Annotated in this window: 12 protein-coding genes; 8 read left to right on the plus strand and 4 right to left on the minus strand. The window is 62.6% G+C overall.

Annotated elements, in window-relative coordinates:
- Nucleotides 1-2: 2 nt before the first annotated feature.
- Together xseA and REH59_RS05280 are read right to left on the minus strand one after the other, a co-directional pair.
- Nucleotides 3-1382, minus strand: coding sequence for an exodeoxyribonuclease VII large subunit (gene xseA, locus REH59_RS05275; RefSeq protein ID WP_128573915.1), 1380 nt, complete (start codon nucleotides 1380-1382; stop codon nucleotides 3-5).
- 205 nt (nucleotides 1383-1587) lie between these two features.
- Complete coding sequence (locus tag REH59_RS05280) at nucleotides 1588-2466, minus strand: LysR family transcriptional regulator (protein WP_003255031.1); 879 nt, start codon at nucleotides 2464-2466, stop codon at nucleotides 1588-1590.
- A 97-nt stretch (nucleotides 2467-2563) separates the two neighbouring features.
- Between REH59_RS05280 and REH59_RS05285 the strand changes: the two genes are divergently transcribed.
- The 4 genes from REH59_RS05285 to guaA all read left to right on the plus strand — a co-directional run bounded on the left by REH59_RS05285 (nucleotide 2564) and on the right by guaA (nucleotide 7136).
- The gene (locus REH59_RS05285) at nucleotides 2564-3319 is read left to right on the plus strand and encodes a sulfite exporter TauE/SafE family protein (protein WP_012051361.1); all 756 of its coding nucleotides are present in this window, start codon (nucleotides 2564-2566) and stop codon (nucleotides 3317-3319) included.
- Between the two features lie 47 nt (nucleotides 3320-3366).
- The gene (locus tag REH59_RS05290; protein WP_003255027.1) at nucleotides 3367-3924 is read left to right on the plus strand and encodes a hypothetical protein; all 558 of its coding nucleotides are present in this window, start codon (nucleotides 3367-3369) and stop codon (nucleotides 3922-3924) included.
- 86 nt (nucleotides 3925-4010) lie between these two features.
- Nucleotides 4011-5480 carry an IMP dehydrogenase gene (gene guaB, locus REH59_RS05295; protein ID WP_003255025.1) on the plus strand — a complete coding sequence of 490 codons (1470 nt, stop codon included), beginning with the start codon at nucleotides 4011-4013 and terminating at the stop codon, nucleotides 5478-5480.
- A 78-nt stretch (nucleotides 5481-5558) separates the two neighbouring features.
- On the plus strand, nucleotides 5559-7136 hold the full coding sequence (gene guaA / locus REH59_RS05300) for a glutamine-hydrolyzing GMP synthase (protein WP_003255024.1): 1578 nt from the start codon (nucleotides 5559-5561) through the stop codon (nucleotides 7134-7136).
- Between the two features lie 55 nt (nucleotides 7137-7191).
- Here the strand turns inward: guaA and REH59_RS05305 are convergent, their stop codons facing one another.
- Nucleotides 7192-10149 carry a membrane-targeted effector domain-containing toxin gene (locus tag REH59_RS05305; protein WP_128573647.1) on the minus strand — a complete coding sequence of 986 codons (2958 nt, stop codon included), beginning with the start codon at nucleotides 10147-10149 and terminating at the stop codon, nucleotides 7192-7194.
- A 196-nt stretch (nucleotides 10150-10345) separates the two neighbouring features.
- On the opposite strand from REH59_RS05305, the gene REH59_RS05310 reads away from it, so the two are divergent.
- Both REH59_RS05310 and tadA read left to right on the plus strand, forming a co-directional pair.
- The gene (locus REH59_RS05310) at nucleotides 10346-11725 is read left to right on the plus strand and encodes a multicopper oxidase family protein (RefSeq protein WP_014860132.1); all 1380 of its coding nucleotides are present in this window, start codon (nucleotides 10346-10348) and stop codon (nucleotides 11723-11725) included.
- The gene (gene tadA / locus REH59_RS05315) at nucleotides 11725-12204 is read left to right on the plus strand and encodes a tRNA adenosine(34) deaminase TadA (protein ID WP_003255021.1); all 480 of its coding nucleotides are present in this window, start codon (nucleotides 11725-11727) and stop codon (nucleotides 12202-12204) included. The genes REH59_RS05310 and tadA overlap by 1 nt, the downstream gene beginning before the upstream one ends.
- Nucleotides 12205-12295: 91 nt before the next feature.
- On the opposite strand, the gene mltF is transcribed toward tadA, so the two are convergent.
- Nucleotides 12296-13753, minus strand: coding sequence for a membrane-bound lytic murein transglycosylase MltF (gene mltF, locus REH59_RS05320; protein ID WP_003255019.1), 1458 nt, complete (start codon nucleotides 13751-13753; stop codon nucleotides 12296-12298).
- A 787-nt stretch (nucleotides 13754-14540) separates the two neighbouring features.
- On the opposite strand from mltF, the gene purL reads away from it, so the two are divergent.
- Nucleotides 14541-18440, plus strand: coding sequence for a phosphoribosylformylglycinamidine synthase (purL, locus tag REH59_RS05325; protein WP_014860106.1), 3900 nt, complete (start codon nucleotides 14541-14543; stop codon nucleotides 18438-18440).
- Between the two features lie 3 nt (nucleotides 18441-18443).
- Nucleotides 18444-18755: a YqfO family protein gene (locus REH59_RS05330; protein ID WP_014860105.1), complete on the plus strand. Its 312-nt coding sequence runs from the start codon at nucleotides 18444-18446 to the stop codon at nucleotides 18753-18755.
- Nucleotides 18756-18803: the final 48 nt, after the last annotated feature.

An 18803-nucleotide genomic window follows, 5' to 3' on the forward strand; every position in this document is an offset into this window, starting at 1 on the left:
TGTCAGTCCAGTAGTGAGAGGGTGACCGGGGTCAGGTGGTTGTCTTCGACCCGCACCAGCAGCTCGCCTTCGTTCAGGCGGGCGGTCAGGCGTTGGCCGTTGCGGGTCTGTTCCGCGCTGCGAATGGCCTGGCCTTGTTCATCCAGCAAAATGCTGTATCCGCGGGCCAGGGTGGCCAGCGGACTGACCACCTGCAGTGTCTGCAACTGGGCCCGGAACCGCTGGCGACGGTCCTTGAGCACCTCACGCATGGCCCGTGGCAGGCGCTCGGCCAGGCTGTCCAGGCGCTGGTTCAGCAGTTTCAGGTTACGCCCCGGATGCTGCGCGGCCAGGCGGGCGTCCAGGCGTGCCAGGCGTTCGCGGCGCTGGTTGAGGTTGAGCATGAACGCGCGACGCAGGCGCATGTCCAGGTCGTCCAGGCGTTGAGCCTGCTGGCGCAAACGCTCGCCTGGGTGACGCAGGCGGCGGGTGAGTGACTCCAGGCGCAGGCGGTCGTGGGTCAGGCGGTTCTGCATGCGCAGCAGCAGGCGCCGTTGCAGGCCATCCAGGCGTTGCCGAAGGCCGCTGTTGTCAGGGGCCAGCAGCTCGGCGGCAGCCGACGGGGTGGGCGCGCGCACGTCAGCCACGAAGTCGCTGATCGACACGTCGGTTTCATGGCCCACGGCGCTGACAATTGGCGTGACGCAGGCGGCCACGGCACGCGCCACGGCTTCCTCGTTGAAACACCACAGGTCTTCCAGCGAACCACCACCACGCGCCAGAATCAGCGCATCGAAGCCGAGGCTGTCGGCCAGGCGGATGGCGCGTACGATCTGCGCGATGGCTTCGCGGCCCTGTACAGCCGTAGGGATCAGGTTCAGCTCCACCTGCGGGGCACGGCGGCCGAACACACTGATGATGTCGCGGATCACCGCGCCAGTGGGCGAGGTGATGATGCCGATGCGCTGCGGGTGAGCCGGCAGTGGCTTCTTTCGTTCGGTGCTGAACAGTCCCTCGGCACCGAGCTTATCCTTCAGGGCCTCGAAAGCCAGGCGCAGCGCGCCATCACCGGCTGGCTCGACGGTGTCGAGAATCAGCTGGTAGTCGCCACGTCCCTCGAACAGCGAAACCTTGCCGCGCACCCGCACCGCCAGGCCGTCTCGCAGCGCCTGGCGTACCCGCGTGGCGTTCTGCCGGAACAACGCGCAACGCACCTGGGCGCCGCTGTCCTTGAGGGTGAAGTACATGTGGCCGGACGCCGGGCGGGCGAGGTTGGAGATTTCGCCTTCCACCCACACGCTGCGGAAAACGTCTTCCAGCAGCACGCGGGCGCGGCCGTTGAGTTGGCTGACGGTAAGGACCTCGCGGTCCAGCCCGAGTCGTTCGAAAGGGTCTTTGATCATGGCAGGCATCATAAATGACATCGGCCCCGGTTGTCTGTCTTGCCCCTACTGTCAGCCTTGACCCCATCCTTGTGGGAGCGGCCTTGCGTCGCGAAAGGGCCGCAACGCGGCCCCGGCACTTCATGCGGCGAAGCTGAAAACCTGGGGCCGCATCGCAGCCCTTTCGCGACGCAAGGCCGCTCCCACAAGACCGCAACCGGTGCCTTCAGCCCTGCATCGTCGCCACGAACTGCCGCACCAGTTGCCCCGCATCACGGCGACAGGCCAGTGCCACCGTGCTCTGGCAATCACCCTCCAGCGCTACGAAGCTGACTGAAGCCGGGGCAATCTCGCACATGCACCGCGGCAACAACGCCACCCCAAACCCCGCCTGTATCAGCTGCAACTGCGTAGTCTTGCGCGACAGTACCTGCGCCGCCTGCGGGAAGAACCCTGCCCCCATGCACAACGAGGCCGACAGGTAGCTCAAGCCACCGCGATCCCGGTGCGGGATGGAAATGAAGCGTTCTTCCTTCAATTGCTCCAGTTGCACGTGCCGAGTACCCGCCAAGGGGTGCCCAGCGGCGACCGCCAGCAACAAGGGTTCGTCGAACAGTTCATGCAGCACCACGCCTTCATGCTGGCGCAGCACCGGCAAGCGCAACAGGCCGATATCCAGCCGTCCGGCAGCAATGTCTTCCAGTTGTGCCTCCGACGACTGCTGCGCAATCTCCAGCGAAACCCCTGGGTTGTGCTTCAGGTAGTTCCCCAGGCGAGCCAGAAGCCCGCCGGTCAGCGGCACGGTGCTGGAATGGTTCAGGCGCAAGCTGCCTTGCAACCCTTGGCCAATGTCACGGGTAACCCGCTCTGCCTGTGCCAGGTCAGCCAGCAAGCGTCGCGCCCGTTCAAGAAAGGCCTGACCGGCAAGCGTCAGGCGAGGCAGGCGCGCCGTGCGTTCGAACAGCGGCGTGCCCAGTTGCTGCTCCAGCTCCTTGATCTGCCGGCTAAGGGCCGACTGGGCAACGTACAGTCGCTCGGCTGCACTGCTGAAACTGCCACACTCGGCGATCTCCACGAAGTAACGCAACTGTCGGATTGACGTCATGTCATGCCTTTTCGAGATGGCTTTTGGGATAAAGGCATATTAGTCGGCATGGCTCATGGCTGGCTAACCTTTGCCTGTCTTCCCAGGAACTGCTGCCATGCTTGCCCAACTGTCGTTTTCCGGCCTTGACTGGCTGCCGATCCTGTTCGCCATTGCCGCGGCCTACATCGTCTTCGGCATCGCCGGTTTTGGTACTGCACTGGTGGCGGGGCCGGTGCTGATTCACTTCATGCCGTTGTCACGCATCATCCCGTTGCTGGTGCTGCTGGATTTCGTGGCCGCGTTCGGCAATCTGCTGCCGTCGCGCCGGGATGTGGTACGCAGTGAATTGCTGCGGCTGCTGCCCTTCATGGCCTTGGGTTGTACGTTGGGCGTGGTGTTCCTGCTGCAACTGAAGTCCGACCTGTTGCTGCTGTTGATGGGGGTATTCGTGACTGCCTATGCACTTTACGGGCTGGCAGTGAAAGTGAGGCCAGCCAGCCTGTCCGGCTTCTGGGCGGTGCCGATGGGCACGGCAGGCGGGTTGTTCGGGGCTTTGTTCGGCAGCGGCGGGTTTCTTTATGCCCTTTACCTGAGCGCACGGCTGGAGGTGAAGGAACAGGTACGCGCCACCCAGAGCGCGCTGATCAGCTGCAGTACGATAGTGCGTCTGTCGCTGTTCCTGATCGCCGGTGTCTATGCCGACCAACGCCTGCTGCTGCTCGCCGCCTGCCTGCTGCCTGTCATGTTCATTGGTCTGTGGGTAGGGCGTCGGTTGACCCACCGGTTATCCCGCGAAGCGTTCGTACGGCTGGTGACCTGGCTGGTGCTGGCCAGTGGGCTGGCGTTGATTGGTCGCTACCTGAGCGCCTGAGCGGTAGAATTGCGTCATTACCGACGTTTCTCAGGCTTGTCCCGTTCATGAACACCCAGAGCATCATCGTTCCAAAGCTGTCTACCGTCCCGGTGCATGAAGCCCGTGCCCGCGCCATCCTGCGCTGGCTGGTGCGCGAAAAGGTCGTCGAGGAGCAGCTGACCACCTGTGGCCGCACCGGTAACCGCATGGGCCATGCCCTGGCGGCAGGGGCGCGCAAAGTGGCCCTGCACCCGGAAAAACTGCCCTTCGGCGAACCGGTCAACGGCCTGGAAGTGATGCTCAAGCGCTGCATCTATACCCCCACCGAAGGCTTCCTCGAAGAAGCCGGTTGCCCGGAGTGCCGGCGCGAGGTAGGCGAACCGTTGTTCGAAAGCCTGGAAGAGTGGATGCCGGCAGTGAGCGACAACTTTACCTGCCCACTGTGCGGCTTCGAAGATGACATCAATGGCTTCATTTACCTGCAGCCATGTGCCTTTTCCAACCTGGGGTTCATCTTCAACAACTGGGGCGAGGCCGGGTTCACCCAGGCCTTTCTCGACAGCTTCGCCGACTGGCTCGACCAGCCGGTGGCCGTGGTGCAGGTAAAACTGCCACAAGCCTGACCGAAGGCCCTTATTTTGCATTGAGCGGCGCGCCATGCATGAGTATAATGGCGCGCTTCCATTTTTCCCGCCCGGGAGCCCCCGCGATGCTGCGTATCAGCCAAGAAGCCCTGACCTTCGACGATATCCTCCTTGTACCTGGCTATTCCGAGGTACTGCCCAATGAAGTCAGTCTCAAGACCCGTTTGACCCGTGGCATCGAGCTGAACATTCCGCTGGTTTCCGCTGCCATGGATACCGTGACCGAAGCGCGTCTGGCCATTGCCATGGCTCAGGAAGGCGGTATCGGCATCATCCACAAGAACATGACCATCGAACAACAGGCCGGCGAAGTGCGCAAGGTCAAGAAGTTCGAGGCTGGCGTGGTCAAGGACCCGATCACCATCGACGCCGATGCCACTGTGCGCGACCTGTTCGAGCTGACCCGCCTGAACAACATCTCCGGCGTGCCGGTACTGGCGAACGGCGACCTGGTCGGCATCGTCACCTCCCGTGACGTGCGTTTCGAAAATCGCCTGGACGCCAAGGTTCGCGACGTGATGACGCCGAAAGAGCGCCTGGTCACCGTCCGCGAAGGCGCCGATAAAAACGAAGTTCGCGAGCTGCTGCACAAGCATCGCCTGGAAAAAGTCCTGATCGTTGACGACAAGTTCAACCTCAAGGGCATGATGACCGTCAAGGACATCGAAAAAGCCAAGGCTTACCCGCTGGCCAGCAAGGACGACCAAGGTCGCCTGCGCGTCGGCGCCGCCGTCGGCACCGGCAAGGACACCGGCGAGCGCGTTGCTGCGCTGGTGGCAGCTGGCGTTGATGTCGTCGTCGTCGACACTGCCCACGGCCACTCCAAAGGTGTGATCGACCGCGTACGCTGGGTGAAAGAAACCTACCCGCAAGTGCAGGTGATCGGCGGCAACATCGCCACCGGCGCTGCCGCCAAGGCCTTGGCCGAAGCGGGTGCCGACGCGGTCAAGGTCGGTATCGGCCCTGGCTCTATCTGCACCACCCGTATCGTTGCTGGTGTCGGCGTGCCGCAAATCAGCGCCATCGCCAACGTTGCCGCAGCACTGGAAGGCACTGGCGTGCCACTGATCGCTGACGGCGGTATCCGCTTCTCCGGTGACCTGTCCAAGGCCATCGTTGCCGGTGCGTCCTGCGTGATGATGGGTTCGATGTTCGCCGGTACCGAAGAGGCCCCGGGTGAGGTCGAGCTGTTCCAGGGCCGTTCCTACAAGGCCTACCGCGGCATGGGCTCGCTGGGTGCCATGGCACAGGCGCAAGGCTCGTCCGACCGTTACTTCCAGGACTCCTCGGCCGGCGCCGAGAAGCTGGTACCGGAAGGCATCGAAGGCCGCGTTCCTTACAAAGGCGCCCTGGCCGCGATCATCCACCAGCTGATGGGCGGCCTGCGTTCGTCCATGGGCTACACCGGCAGCGCAACCATCGAAGAAATGCGCACCAAGCCGGAGTTCGTGCGCATCACCGGTGCCGGCATGGCCGAATCCCACGTGCACGACGTGCAAATCACCAAAGAAGCCCCTAACTACCGCGTAGGCTGAGGCTTCCAGCTACAACATAAAGCGGGGCTGTCATGACAGCCCCGCGTCGTTTCCGATTTCCACTGACGAGATTGAGTCATGGCCCTCGACATTCACGCTCACCGCATCCTGATCCTCGATTTCGGTTCCCAGTACACCCAGCTGATCGCCCGCCGCGTGCGCGAAATCGGCGTGTACTGCGAACTGCACCCGTTCGACATGGACGATGAAGCGATCCGCGAATTCAACCCGCGCGGCATCATCCTTGCCGGCGGCCCCGAGTCGGTCCACGAAGCCAACAGCCCGCGCGCTCCGCAAGCCGTGTTTGACCTGAATGTGCCTGTGCTGGGTATTTGCTACGGCATGCAGACCATGGCCGAGCAGATGGGCGGCAAGGTAGAAGGTTCCGACCTGCGTGAGTTCGGTTATGCCCGCGTGGACGTTGTCGGCAAGAGCCGCCTGCTCGACGGCATCGAAGACCACGTTGACGACGACGGCGTGCTGGGCCTGGACGTGTGGATGAGCCACGGTGACAAGGTCACCCAGATGCCTGGCAACTTCAACATTCTGGCCAGCACCCCAAGCTGCCCGATCGCTGGCATGTACGACGACGTCCGCGGCTACTACGGCGTGCAGTTCCACCCTGAAGTGACCCACACCAAGCAAGGGGGTCGCATCCTGTCCCGCTTCGTGCAGGACATCTGCGGCTGTGAAGCCCTGTGGACGGCGTCCAACATCGTCGAAGACGCCATCGCCCAGGTGCGTGCGCAAGTCGGTTCGGCCAACGTCCTGCTGGGCCTGTCCGGCGGCGTTGACAGCTCGGTGGTTGCCGCGCTGCTGCACCGCGCCATCGGCGACCAGTTGACCTGCGTATTCGTCGACAACGGCCTGCTGCGCCTGCACGAAGGTGACCAGGTGATGGCCATGTTCAAAGAGAACATGGGCGTCAAGGTGATCCGCGCCGACGCTGAAAAGCAGTTCCTGGACAACCTGGCCGGCGAAGCCGACCCTGAGAAGAAGCGCAAGATCATCGGCCGCACCTTCATCGACGTGTTCGATGCCGAAGCCAGCAAGCTGGAGAACATCCAGTTCCTCGCCCAGGGCACCATCTACCCGGACGTGATCGAGTCGGCTGGCGCCAAGAGCGGCAAGGCTCACGTGATCAAGTCACACCACAACGTTGGTGGCCTGCCGGAGGAGATGAACCTCAAGCTGGTCGAGCCGCTGCGTGAGCTGTTCAAGGACGAAGTGCGCAAGATCGGCCTGGAGCTGGGCCTGCCGTACGACATGGTCTACCGCCACCCGTTCCCGGGCCCGGGCCTGGGCGTGCGTATCCTTGGTGAAGTGAAGAAGGAATACGCCGACATCCTGCGTCGCGCCGACCACATCTTCATCGAAGAGCTGCGCAAGGCCGACTGGTACCACAAGACCAGCCAGGCGTTCGTGGTGTTCCAGCCGGTCAAGTCGGTCGGCGTCGTCGGCGACGGCCGTCGCTACGCCTGGGTCGTGGCCCTGCGTGCTGTCGAGACCGTGGACTTCATGACCGCGCGTTGGGCACACCTGCCGTACGAGCTGCTGGAAACTGTCAGCGGTCGTATCATCAACGAAATCGACGGTATCTCGCGCGTTACCTACGATGTGTCGAGCAAGCCGCCTGCCACTATCGAGTGGGAATAAGCTGAACCCCAAGGGCGCCGCAAGGCGCCCTTGTCGTATCTGCGCCTTGCCTGGCTCAAGGGGCGATGTGATGCATGCCGCGTAATCTCAATTGGGCATGAAGCTCGCCCAGGTTTTGAAAGCGACGTTCATGGATGGTTGGCCAATCGGGGCGCTCCAGGTAGTAAAAGCGCCCATCGCGCTGGATCAGCGTGCGTCGCAAGGTCGAGTCCCGGCTGCGGTTGATCAGGTATTCCTCGCCCTGGGTGCGTTCGATCGCGTAATCGCCAGGCCTCACCAGCAGGCTGTCAAAGTCTGGTGATGGCGGGCGGGTGGTCAATACGGCGGCGCGTAGCCGCAGGTCACTTTGCACATGCCTTACGGTGCCACCTTCGTCCAAGGCATCCACACCAGGGTCTGCGCTGTAAGCGTCAGGTTCGCCGATCGGGCGGTCTTCGACACGCAGTCCAATCGCGCCTTCGGTTTCGGCCAGCCCGGTTACGCCATGGAAGGTGTTGGCGTGGGTACTGCCGACCAGCGCAATCCATTTTCCCGAGCCGCGCGCGGCCTGGTCTGCCTCGATGATCAAGTGTGCATGGAAGTTCATCATGCGCTGGCGTGTCACATCGGAAACGGGATTTGCCCACGCCTGGCGGTAACTGGCCATGCAGTCGATGGACTGTATGCGTACGCCGTTTTTCTGTGCGCTGACCAGTACCTGCCGAAAGGTGTAGCGGCCCTCGGGGTCGGTGCGGTGGCCGACATCCTGGCTTTCCACGTAGCGATCCAGCTCCTGCGGCATCACGCCGGTGCGGTTGAAGGTATCCAGGTCTGCTTGCTGGAAGTCGGTGGTGAAGTGCTCCATGTACAGTGTCTTTACCTTCAGTTTGCGTAGCTGGCGCATGTTGTCGATCAGCAATCGCTTGCTGCCAAGGCCACTGTGCGCTTCGCCAATGACCAAGCCGTTACTGTTGTTGTAGAGACTTTTCAAAATGTATTTGGAAGAAGCGTTGGCGGGTAAATCTGGTATATGCGGCCGTGCCGGTGTTTGCACTGTGGTCATGAACGTTTGGGCATCGGCGGCCAGTTGATCACGTAGTTGGCGAAATCGGGCGATGGCGGCCTGTCGATCAGGGGCATCGAGGAACGCTCGCGCACCGGTAATCTCATCGTCAGAAACATCCTTCAGTGAGGCGCGCAAATCGGCTGGCACTGCGTAAGGTGTTTCAGCCAAGGGTGGCACGCTTGCTCTTGCTGACGGCCGGCCCCAGATTTTCAGGCTCGACAGCATGCCTCCGTTGAGGCCAAGGCGTTCCACTGGGTGCCACTGGCCTGCACCATCCAGGCGGATGGGCAAGCTTTTGTAAAATGAGAAAGGGTTTTCAGGATCGACGATGGTCCAGGATTTCAGTTCGGGTACAAAACGTACTTGATAAGGCATCTCATCGATCAATGCGTAAAACTGCCCATCTTGCAGATGGATACCTTCAAGAAACCCTGTACCAGGTTTGCCGCCAAGCACTACATTCGTTTCGAAAGGGCGCAGTGCAGCCCACCTTTCGCTTGGCTGGAAGGGCTGAGGTACCCAGGTTTCAATCGCCTCTGCCACCTCTGAAGCACTTTCATCAGTGGGTTCCCCGCTGTGTTCATGCGCTGATTCTTCCGCCGGTATCGGGGCTTCCCCTTCCTCAGTCGCAGCGCCTGCTTCAGCCACCTCTGCGAACTGGTCAAGGGGTTTGCCTGGTGCGCTGAGCAGAAAGGTCGCGTTGAACAGTGTCTCGATGGCGGCGAAAATGGCGCCGGTTGTACCTGCCTTGCGTTCACGCGTTGTGTGCCCGTGTACCGCCTGGTAGATGTTCAAACCCATTTCAGCAATGCCTGCCCCCACCAGCGCCAACGCTACCGGCCAACTCACTGCCGCCATGGGGCCGAACACCTGCAGGCCCGCCTTCAGATAACCGATCCACAATTGTCTGCGCAGGTCGGCGTTGGAGCGCAAAGAGAAATGCGCATCATCGATCATCCGCTTGCGAGCCTTGTTGCGCAGCCAGTCGAAGGCATCCTCTTCAATGGTCAGGTCGAGGGTATTGAGGCCGCTGTAATCATGGTTGCCCCAGCCGTGAAAGAGCAGATCGATCAGATGATTCAACCCGACTTTACCGTCAGCCTCTTCACGATCGTCGAGGGAAAAATGTGCCAGAAAGCGGGTTCGGTTTTCGACATAGGTGCAGTTTGTGAGCACCCACCAGAACAGTGCCTGGTCGTTCTGGAAGTAATGTAAGCCGTCGACATCGCCCGGCATGTAAATCAGCTGGCTGCCATTGGCCAATTGCAGGCGAAGGATGTCCGTCGCCACATACCCGCCAATGTCCAACGCGCATACGCGCGTTGCGCCACCCGGCAAGGCCCTTCGTTGCAGTGCCTCCAGCGATGGCGGCCAGGTTGTCTCGCCCACCAGGGCATGAGCGATATCCTGGCCGTGACGGGCTAGCGCGGAGGAGGGCTCTTGCGCGCAGGCTTCCAGTAATTTGCTCATGAAGTTGGCTTTGGCCAGCGTGCGGAAGTGCTCTGAATGTTTTGCCCAGAACGAGGTCATCCGCGTCTTGAAACCCGAGGCAAAATCAATGCGCCAGAAATACTCCAGCACGTCCTTGGGGTCGAGTCGAACTTCATTGCGCTCGTCATACACGTCTTTGCCTGGTCCATCGCTGTAAAAGCCAGCGAGGTAACTGAGCACGTCAGCGTTGTCCCGGGCTTGGGCATCGAAGCGGTGCATCACCAGTTGTGGCAGGGTCAGGGATTCAAAGGGCTGATCCAGGTGCTGCCAGCCGTTGAAGGTTCGAGGGCTGCTGACGGCGGTGTGGAAACGGTGCAGGTAGACATTGTCGGGCTCGAGTGCTTTCAGGTCATGACGCGCAAGGAGCTGTTGTGCGACTTCGCGCGCCATCTCGCGCATGTCAGGGCAGTCTTCAGTGAGTTGTCCGGCGAGGGTCATCAGCATTTGCTGGTCGCTGGGGAGGGTGTCGGCAAGCATCACGGTTGTCCAATAGAGGTGAAAGGCTGCCAGTTTTGAACGGTCGTGAGCCAGGGCGGTGGTGCTTATTGCTTGTCCGGTCGCTTCGTGACGCCGGGTTTTCACTTAATATTTCCCGTTTGCAGGTGTATCGTATTCGCCTTTATCGTCAGTCCTGCTGGCAGTTTGATTGCACCGAAGCGAGGTACCCGCACCGATGTCCTTCACCCGTCGACAAATGCTCAAAGGCCTCACTGGCCTGGTTGTAGTAGGCCTGGGGGCCGGAGGCGCGGCGCGATACTGGTTGGGCAAGGTCGAGGACGAGAACGCCGGGCACGACTACGAGCTGATTGCCGCCCCACTGGAAGTGGAGCTGGTGCCGGGTTTCAAGACCGAAGCCTGGGCCTTCGGCCCATCGGCACCTGGCACCGAACTGCGGGTACGCCAAGGCACCTGGTTGCGGGTGCGTTTCATCAATCGCCTGCCGGTCGAAACCACTATCCACTGGCACGGCATCCGCCTGCCGCTGGAGATGGATGGTGTGCCATACGTTTCGCAACTGCCGGTCAAGCCTGGTGAGTACTTCGATTACAAATTCCGCGTGCCGGACGCCGGCAGCTATTGGTATCACCCCCATGTCAGCAGTTCCGAGGAGCTGGGCCGCGGTCTGGTCGGGCCGCTGATCGTCGAGGAACGTGAACCCACCGGGTTCCAGCATGAGCGTACGCTGAGCCTGAAGAACTGGCATGTGGACGAGCAGGGCGCATGGCTGCCTTTCAGCATTCCGCGCGAGGCCGCGCGCAACGGCACTGCCGGGCGGTTGATCACCATCAACGGCCAGGCCGACTCGATCACCGAGCTGCCGGCCGGCCAGGTGGTGCGGGTGCGCGTGCTGAACCTGGACAATACCTGGACCTACCGCCTCAACCTCAAGGGCAACTGCGAGGCGAGAATCTATGCCCTCGACGGCAACCCGGTGACCCCGCGTGCGCTGGACGAATACTGGCTAGGCCCTGGCATGCGTATCTGCCTGGCCATCCGCATTCCCGAGGCGGGTGAGGAAATCTCCCTGCGTGACGGTTTCGTGCGCCTGGGCACCCTGCGTTCGGTGGCCAGCAACGACGCGCCGAGTGACTGGCCGCCCGCGCTGCCGCCCAATCCGATCGCCGAGCCGGACCTGGAGAATGCCGAAAAGCTGAACTTCAATTTCGAGTGGGCGGCCAGCGTCTCTGTCACCCCTGATCCGGCCAAACCGTCGAGCATGTGGCAGATCAACGGCCAGGCCTGGGATATTACCGACAAGACCTGTGCCGACCGCCCCATCGCCACGTTGCAGAAGGGCAAGAGCTACATCTTCGAGCTTAAGAACATGACCCAGTACCAGCACCCGATCCACTTGCATGGCATGAGCTTCAAGGTGATCGCCTCCAACCGTCACGACATCAAGGAACCGTGGTTCACCGACACCTACTTGCTGGGCAAGAACGAGCGCGCCCAGGTAGCACTGGTGGCGGATAACCCTGGGACCTGGATGTTTCACTGCCACGTCATCGACCACATGGAAACCGGCCTGATGGCCGCGATTGCGGTGGTCTGATGCGCCCGCAGATCATCGATCGCAGTCGCGATCAGGAGTTCATGCGCCTGGCGCTGGCCTTGGCCGCCGAAGGCGCGGTGCTGGGCGAGGTGCCGGTGGGGGCGGTGCTGGTACAGCATGGGCAGGTGATCGGCCAGGGTTTCAATCGGCCGATCATCGACAGCGACCCCAGCGCGCATGCCGAGATGGTGGCGATCAGGGCGGCAGCCAGGTCGGCCAGCAACTACCGGCTACCCGGCAGCACCCTGTATGTGACCCTGGAACCGTGCAGCATGTGTGCGGGGCTGATCGTGCATTCGCGGGTGATGCGCGTGGTGTTTGGCGCGCTGGAGCCCAAGGCGGGGATCGTGCAGAGCCAGGGGCAGTTCTTTGGCCAAGGCTTTCTCAATCACCGGGTGATGGTGGAGGGCGGGGTGCTGGCGCAAGAGTGCGGGCAGATCCTCAGCGACTTCTTCAAGGCCCGCCGGGCCAAGGCTTGAGCTGCACCGGCCTCTTCGCGGGCAAGCCCGCCCCTACAGGTTCTGCGCAAATCTTGTAGGCGCGGGTTTGCCCGCGAAGAGGCCTACTGGCTTACATCGGCGACGACTTATCCGCTGGCTTGTCCTTGTTGACCCCGGGCACATGCAGGTTGCCCTCGGCCACCTGGCCTTCGAGCTGCGGCTGGGTCACCCAGGTGAGGATGTCGTAGTAACGACGGATGTTGGCCACGAAATGCACCGGTTCGCCCCCACGGGCATAGCCGTACTTGGTCTGCCGGTACCACTGCTTCTGAGCCAGCCGCGGCAGCATCTTCTTCACGTCCAGCCACTTGTTCGGGTTGAGCTTCTCGCGCTTGGCCAGGGTGCGGGCGTCTTCCAGGTGGCCGCTGCCGACGTTGTAGGCCGCCAGGGCAAACCAGGTGCGATCCGGTTCCTGAATGCTGTCGTCAAGCTCTTCCTTGATCTTCATGAAGTACTTGGCGCCGCCCTGGATGCTCTGCCTCGGGTCCAGGCGGTTGGACACGCCCATGGCCTGGGCGGTGCGCTGGGTCAGCATCATCAGGCCGCGCACGCCGGTCTTGGAGGTGACTTCCGGCTGCCACATCGATTCCTGGTAGCCGATGGCGGCCAGCAGGCGCCAGTCGACCTGCTCGACCTTGGCGTAGCTCTTGAAGTGCTTCTCGTACTTGGGCAGGCGCTGCTGCAGGTGCTGGGCGAAGGTGTAGGCGCCGACATAGCCAAGCACGTCGACATGGCCGTAGTAGCGGTCCTTCAAGCGTTGAAGGGTGCCGTTTTTCTGTGCCTTGTCGAGAAATTCGTTGATTTCGTTGAGCAGGCTGTTGTCTTCGCCTGCTGCCACTGCCCAGCGCTGGTCGCGGGTGTCGCCCAAATCGAAGGCGACCCGCACGTTGGGGAAATACACCTGGTTCATCGCCAGTTCGTTGGAGTCCACCAGGGTCAAGTCGATCTGACCTTCGTCCACCATGCGCAGCAGGTCCACCACTTCGACGGCGTCGGATTCCTCATATTGCAAGGCAGGGTACTGCTTTTTCAGCTCAGCCAACTGGTCAGCATGGCTGCTGCCCTTGAGCACCATGATCTTCTTGCCGACCAAACCCTGGGCGCCGGTGGGGCGCGGGCGGCCGTTGCGGTAGATGACCTGCGGGGTCACCTCCAGGTAGGGATGGGAGTATTTCACCTGGGTTTTGCGCCGTTCACTGCTGACCAGGCCGGCGGCAGCCAGTACCGGGCCGGAGGGCTTGCCGAGGGAGTCGTAGAGCTCGTCCAGGTTGTCGGCGGTCTCGATCTGCAGCTTTACGCCGAGATCGTCGGCGAAATGCTGGACCAGTTCGTACTCGAAGCCGGTTTCGCCGTTACGGTCCTGGAAGTAGGTTGCAGGGCTGTTGCGTGTGATCACGCGCAGCACGCCATCCTCCTTCACGCGCTCGAGGGTGCTGGGTTTTTCAACGCAGGCACCTAGCAGCAGAAAGAGTCCGGTTGCGAGAAGCCATTTGGCGCAACGCTGGCGCAAAGCAGTGTGGGCGAACATAGGTTGCAGTATACGCAAAGGACTGGCCCAACCATATCTCGACAACGGTTAGCTTGTCTGGTAGCGGGTTGTGTGGTTGGGGGAGGGGGATTGCATGAGGGCTACCAGGTGTCCGGTTTGAGACATTTAGCGCCTGGGAGATCGAGCGCCGCCAGGTGTCCGCCTTAAGACATTCTGCGCCTGTGAGATCGAGCGCCGCAGGTGTCCGCCTTAAAATATTCAGCGCCTATGAGATCGAGCGCCGCCCGCGCGGCGCTTCGCGGGTAAACCCGCTCCTACGTTTGTTTCGGGCCAATTATGCCTGTGGGATTCGCGCGCGAACGCCTTGGTGCCTATCTCAATATCGCGTCGTACCAACAAGGCGGTCGCGCGCGCCAGGCACAGGATGGACTGGCCCGAAACAAACGTAGGAGCGGGTTTACCCGCGAAGCGCCGCGCGGGCGGCGCTCGATCTCATAGGCGCTGAATGTGTCGAACCGGACACCTGGCGGCGCTCGATCTCATAGGCGCTGAATGTGTCGAGCCGGACACCTGCGGCGCTCGATCTCCCAGGCGCAGAATGTCTTGAGGCGGACACCTGCGGCGCTCGATCTCCCTGGCGCTGAATGTGTCGAACCGGACACCCGGCGCCGCTCGATCTCGTCTCAAGCCGGACACCGCTGAAAACTGACCCCGAAGTCCGGTTCCGCCGCCCGGCAGGCGTGGCTTAGAGCAGGTGCCGAAAGCCATCGAATTAGGCTAGAATGCACGGCCTCTAAGCACACCCCTTCCTGAGGCTGTCCCGACGATGTTGATCCTGCGCGGCGCTCCTGCCCTTTCTGCCTTTCGCCACGGTAAATTACTCGAGCAACTGAGCCAGAAAGTCCCCGCTGTTACTGGTTTGTATGCCGAATTTGCCCACTTCGCCGATGTTGACGGCGAGCTGACCGCCGACCAGCAGCAGGTGCTGGGCCGTCTGCTCAAGTACGGCCCGAGCGTGCCGGTACAGGAGCCGACGGGTCGTCTGTTCCTGGTGGTACCGCGCCTGGGCACCATTTCGCCATGGGCCAGCAAGGCCAGCGACATCGCCCACAACTGCGGCCTGCAGTCGATCCAGCGCCTGGAGCGCGGCATCGCCTACTACGTGGCCGGCACCCTGAGCGACGCTGACGCCGCCCTGATCGCCGCCGAACTGCACGACCGCATGACCCAGCGTGTGCTCAGCCAGCTGGAGCAGGCCGCTGACCTGTTCAGCCACGCCCAGCCCAAGCCAATGACCTCGGTCGACATCCTGGCAGGCGGCCGTGACGCCCTGGCCAAGGCCAACATCGACCTGGGCCTGGCCCTGGCCGAAGACGAGATCGACTACCTGGTCAATGCCTTCCAGGGCCTCAAGCGCAACCCGAACGACATCGAACTGATGATGTTCGCCCAGGCCAACTCCGAGCACTGCCGCCACAAGATCTTCAACGCCAGTTGGGATATCGACGGCCAGGCCCAGGAAAAAAGCCTGTTCGGCATGATCAAAAACACCTACCAGATGCACAACGAAGGTGTGCTGTCGGCGTACAAGGACAACGCCTCGGTGATCGTCGGCAACGTTGCCGGCCGCTTCTTCCCGAACCCTGAAACCCGCCAGTACGGCGCGGTGCAGGAGCCGGTGCACATCCTGATGAAGGTGGAAACGCACAACCACCCGACCGCCATCGCCCCGTTCTCCGGCGCCTCCACCGGCTCCGGTGGCGAAATCCGCGACGAAGGTGCGACCGGCCGTGGCGCCAAGCCCAAGGCCGGCCTGACCGGCTTCACCGTGTCCAACCTGCGTATCCCGGGCTTCGAGCAGCCGTGGGAGCAGGCTTATGGCAAGCCCGAGCGTATCGTCGACGCCCTCGACATCATGATCGAAGGCCCTCTTGGCGGCGCTGCGTTCAACAACGAATTCGGCCGCCCGGCCCTGACCGGTTACTTCCGTACCTTCGAGCAAGCCATCAACACCCCGCACGGTGAAGAAGTGCGCGGCTACCACAAGCCGATCATGCTCGCCGGCGGTATGGGCAACATCCGTGAAGACCACGTGCAGAAGGGCGAAATCACTGTCGGCGCCAAGCTGATCGTGCTCGGTGGCCCGGCCATGCTGATCGGCCTGGGCGGCGGCGCTGCTTCGTCGGTGGCTACCGGTGCCAGCTCGGCTGACCTGGATTTCGCTTCGGTACAGCGCGAAAACCCGGAAATGGAGCGCCGTTGCCAGGAGGTCATCGACCGTTGCTGGCAGCTGGGCGACAACAACCCGATCGCCTTCATCCACGACGTGGGCGCTGGCGGTATTTCCAACGCCTTCCCTGAGCTGGTCAACGACGGTGGCCGCGGTGGCCGCTTCGAGCTGCGCAACGTGCCCAACGACGAGCCGGGCATGGCCCCGCACGAAATCTGGAGCAACGAATCGCAAGAGCGTTACGTGCTGGCCGTCAGCGCGGTCGACTTCGAGCGCTTCAAGGCCATCTGCGAGCGCGAGCGTTGCCCGTTTGCCGTGGTCGGTGAAGCCACTGAAGAACCGCACCTGACCGTCAGCGACAGCCACTTCGGCAACACCCCGGTGGACATGCCGCTGGACGTGCTGCTGGGCAAGCCGCCGCGCATGCACCGTTCGGTTACCCGCGAAGCCGAGCTGGGCGATGACTTCGACCCGAGCGAGCTGGACCTGGACAGCGCCGTCCAGCGCGTGCTGAACCACCCGGCCGTGGCCAGCAAGAGCTTCCTGATCACCATTGGCGACCGCACCATCACCGGCCTGGTTGCCCGCGACCAGATGGTCGGCCCGTGGCAGGTTCCGGTGGCTGACTGCGCCGTTACCGCCACCAGCTTCGACGTCTACACCGGTGAAGCCATGGCCATGGGCGAGCGTACGCCGCTGGCGCTGCTGGATGCCCCGGCGTCCGGCCGCATGGCCATCGGCGAAACCCTGACCAACCTGGCGGCTTCGCGCATCGAAAAGCTGTCCGACATCAAACTGTCGGCCAACTGGATGTCCGCTGCTGGTCACCCAGGTGAAGACGCACGTCTGTACGACACCGTGAAGGCTGTCGGCATGGAGCTGTGCCCGGAGTTGGGCATCACCATTCCGGTCGGCAAAGACTCGATGTCGATGAAGACCAAGTGGAGCGACGAGGGCGTCGAGAAGAGCGTCACCTCGCCGATGTCGCTGATCATCACCGGCTTCGCCCCGGTCACCGACATCCGTAAGACCCTGACCCCGCAACTGCGCATGGACAAGGGCGAGACCGACCTGATCCTGATCGACCTGGGCCGCGGCAAGAACCGCATGGGCGCCTCGATCCTGGCCCAGACCTACGGCAAGATCGCTGCCCAGGCACCGGACGTCGACGACGCCGAAGACCTCAAGGCCTTCTTCGCCGTGATCCAGGGCCTGAACGCCGACGGCCACCTGCTGGCCTACCACGACCGTTCCGACGGCGGCCTGGTTACCACCGTGCTGGAAATGGCCTTCGCCGGCCACTGCGGCCTCGACCTACAACTCGACCCGCTGACCGACAGCAAGGGCGAAGTGCCGGCCATCCTCTTCAACGAAGAGCTGGGTGCGGTGATCCAGGTTCGCCAGGATGCTACCCCGGACGTGCTGGCTCAGTTCAGCGCTGCTGGCCTGGGTGAAGAGTGCGTCGCGGTGATCGGCAAGCCAGTCAACAACGCTGAAGTGACCATCAGCCTGAACGGCGAAGTGCTGTTCGACGATGACCGTCGCATGCTGCAGCGCCAGTGGGCTGAAACCAGCTACCAGATCCAGCGCCTGCGCGACAACGCCGACTGCGCTGACCAGGAGTTCGACCTGCTGCTCGAGGAAGACAACCCGGGTCTGTCGGTGAAGCTGGGCTTCGACGTCAACGACGACATCGCGGCGCCTTACATCAAGAAAGGCGTGCGCCCGCAAGTGGCCATCCTGCGCGAGCAGGGTGTCAACGGCCAGGTCGAGATGGCTGCTGCCTTCGACCGCGCCGGCTTCGCCGCCATCGACGTGCACATGAGCGATATTCTCGCTGGCCGTGTCGACTTCGAAGCCTTCAAGGGCCTGGTCGCCTGTGGCGGCTTCTCGTACGGTGACGTGCTGGGCGCTGGCGAAGGCTGGGCCAAGTCGGCGCTGTTCAACGCCCGTGCCCGTGACGCCTTCCAGGCCTTCTTCGAGCGTACCGACAGCTTCGCCCTGGGCGTGTGCAACGGTTGCCAGATGATGTCCAACCTGCACGAGCTGATCCCGGGCACCGAGTACTGGCCGCACTTCGTGCGCAACCGCTCGGAGCAGTTCGAGGCACGCGTGGCCATGGTCGAAGTGCAGAAGTCCAACTCGATCTTCCTGCAGGGCATGGCCGGTTCGCGCATGCCGATCGCCATCGCCCACGGCGAAGGCCATGCCGAGTTCGCCAGCGAAGAAGCACTGCTGGCCGCTGACGTATCCGGTTGCGTGGCCCTGCGCTACGTCGACAACCACGGCAAGGTCACCGAAGCCTACCCGGCCAACCCGAACGGCTCGCCGCGTGGTATCACCGGCCTGACCAGCCGCGACGGCCGCGTGACCATCATGATGCCGCACCCGGAGCGTGTGTTCCGCGCTGTGCAAAACTCCTGGCGCCCGGACGAGTGGCAGGAAGATGCCGCGCTGATGCGTATGTTCCGCAACGCGCGGGTGTGGGTGAACTAAGGCGTGTACAAGCTCGCCTTCTTCGTCCCCGCCAGCCATGTCGAAGTGGTCAAGGCCGCTGTGTTCGCTGCTGGCGGCGGGCGCATCGGTGACTATGAGCACTGCGCCTGGCAAACCCTTGGCCAGGGCCAGTTCCGCCCGTTGGACGGCAGCCAGCCGTTCCTCGGGCAAGCGGGCCAGGTCGAGGCGGTGGAAGAGTGGAAGGTGGAGCTGGTGGTGGCTGACGAACTGATTGTGCAGGTCGTCGCTGCGCTCAAGCAGAGCCACCCGTACGAGACGCCAGCCTATGAAGTCTGGCGGCTCGCCGAGTTCTAGAACGCATCACGGCTATTCGCGGGCACGCCCGCTCCCACAGGGATATCA

This window comes from Pseudomonas sp. BO3-4, from assembly GCF_034044115.1.
Classification (GTDB): Bacteria; Pseudomonadota; Gammaproteobacteria; order Pseudomonadales; family Pseudomonadaceae; genus Aquipseudomonas; species Aquipseudomonas alloputida.